1 protein-coding gene is annotated in these 864 nt (G+C 82.2%); it reads right to left on the bottom strand.

The genetic code is table 11. The features are described from left to right. Positions 1–688 (bottom strand): flagellar hook-length control protein FliK (locus ABD067_RS14195; RefSeq protein ID WP_343895966.1); only part of this gene is annotated, 688 nt, incomplete at its 3' end. Positions 689–864 lie beyond the last annotated feature (176 nt).

Genomic DNA, 864 nt, shown 5'->3' with positions numbered 1-864 from the left:
GCCGCGGCGGGCCGCCGCGGTCCTCCGCGCCGCCGCCGCCCGCCGCGCCCTGCTCGCGCCCGGCCAGGCTGAACTGCATCCCGCCTTCCGCCAGCGCGATGCCGGCGCCCTGCAAGGCGCGGTCGAGCTGGCGCGCGTCCCGCTGCAAGAGGGCGAGGGTTTCCGGCCGCTCCGCGACCACGCGCACGCGCGACGCCTCGCCGTCCGCGGCGCCCCGCTCGACGCGGATCTCCACGCGCCCGAGTTCTTCCGGCTCTAGCGCCACGGTGAGCCGCGGCGCGCCGCCCGTGCCGAGCGCGAGGGCTATGGCGATCGACGCGACCTGCCGCACCGGCGGCGAAGGCGGGGGCGGTGCCGCCGGGGCCGCCGGCGCCGGAGCTTCCGCGGCGGCGGTTTGCGGCGTCCCGGCGGGTGCCGCCGGCGCGAGGGCGTTCTGCGCCGCCGGGGGGACGGGCGAGAACGGATCCGGAGCGGTCGCCTCGACGGCGGCGCGGAAGGGCGGGGCTTGCGGCGTGGCGGCGCCCGCCTCGGGCCGGTCGGCGGGGGCGTCCTGGGCATGCACCGGCCCCGCCGGCGCCCCTTCCACCGCGTCCGCGGCGGCGGCCGGCGCCATCGGGTCCGTCGCCCGGCGCTGGACGCCCGGTCCGGCGGCGCCCAGCGCCGTCGTTGCGGCGGCTTCCGCCGGCACGGGCGAGGGTGCTCCATCAGTGTCCGCCGCAGCACCGCCGGCTTCCGCCGCGCCGCCACCCGCCTGCGCCACGGACGCGATCGGCGGGGGCGTGGCGGCCTGGAGCGCGTTCGAGCCGCCGTCGGGCGACGAGGCGGTGTCGCCGGTCGGCGTCGGCGCGACGGCGGGCGGCGCGG

Source organism: Craurococcus roseus, from assembly GCF_039523795.1.
In the GTDB taxonomy this organism is placed as follows: domain Bacteria; phylum Pseudomonadota; class Alphaproteobacteria; order Acetobacterales; family Acetobacteraceae; genus Craurococcus; species Craurococcus roseus.
Note: the sequence above shows the minus strand (reverse complement) of the source record. Positions and strands in the feature narration are given on the sequence as shown.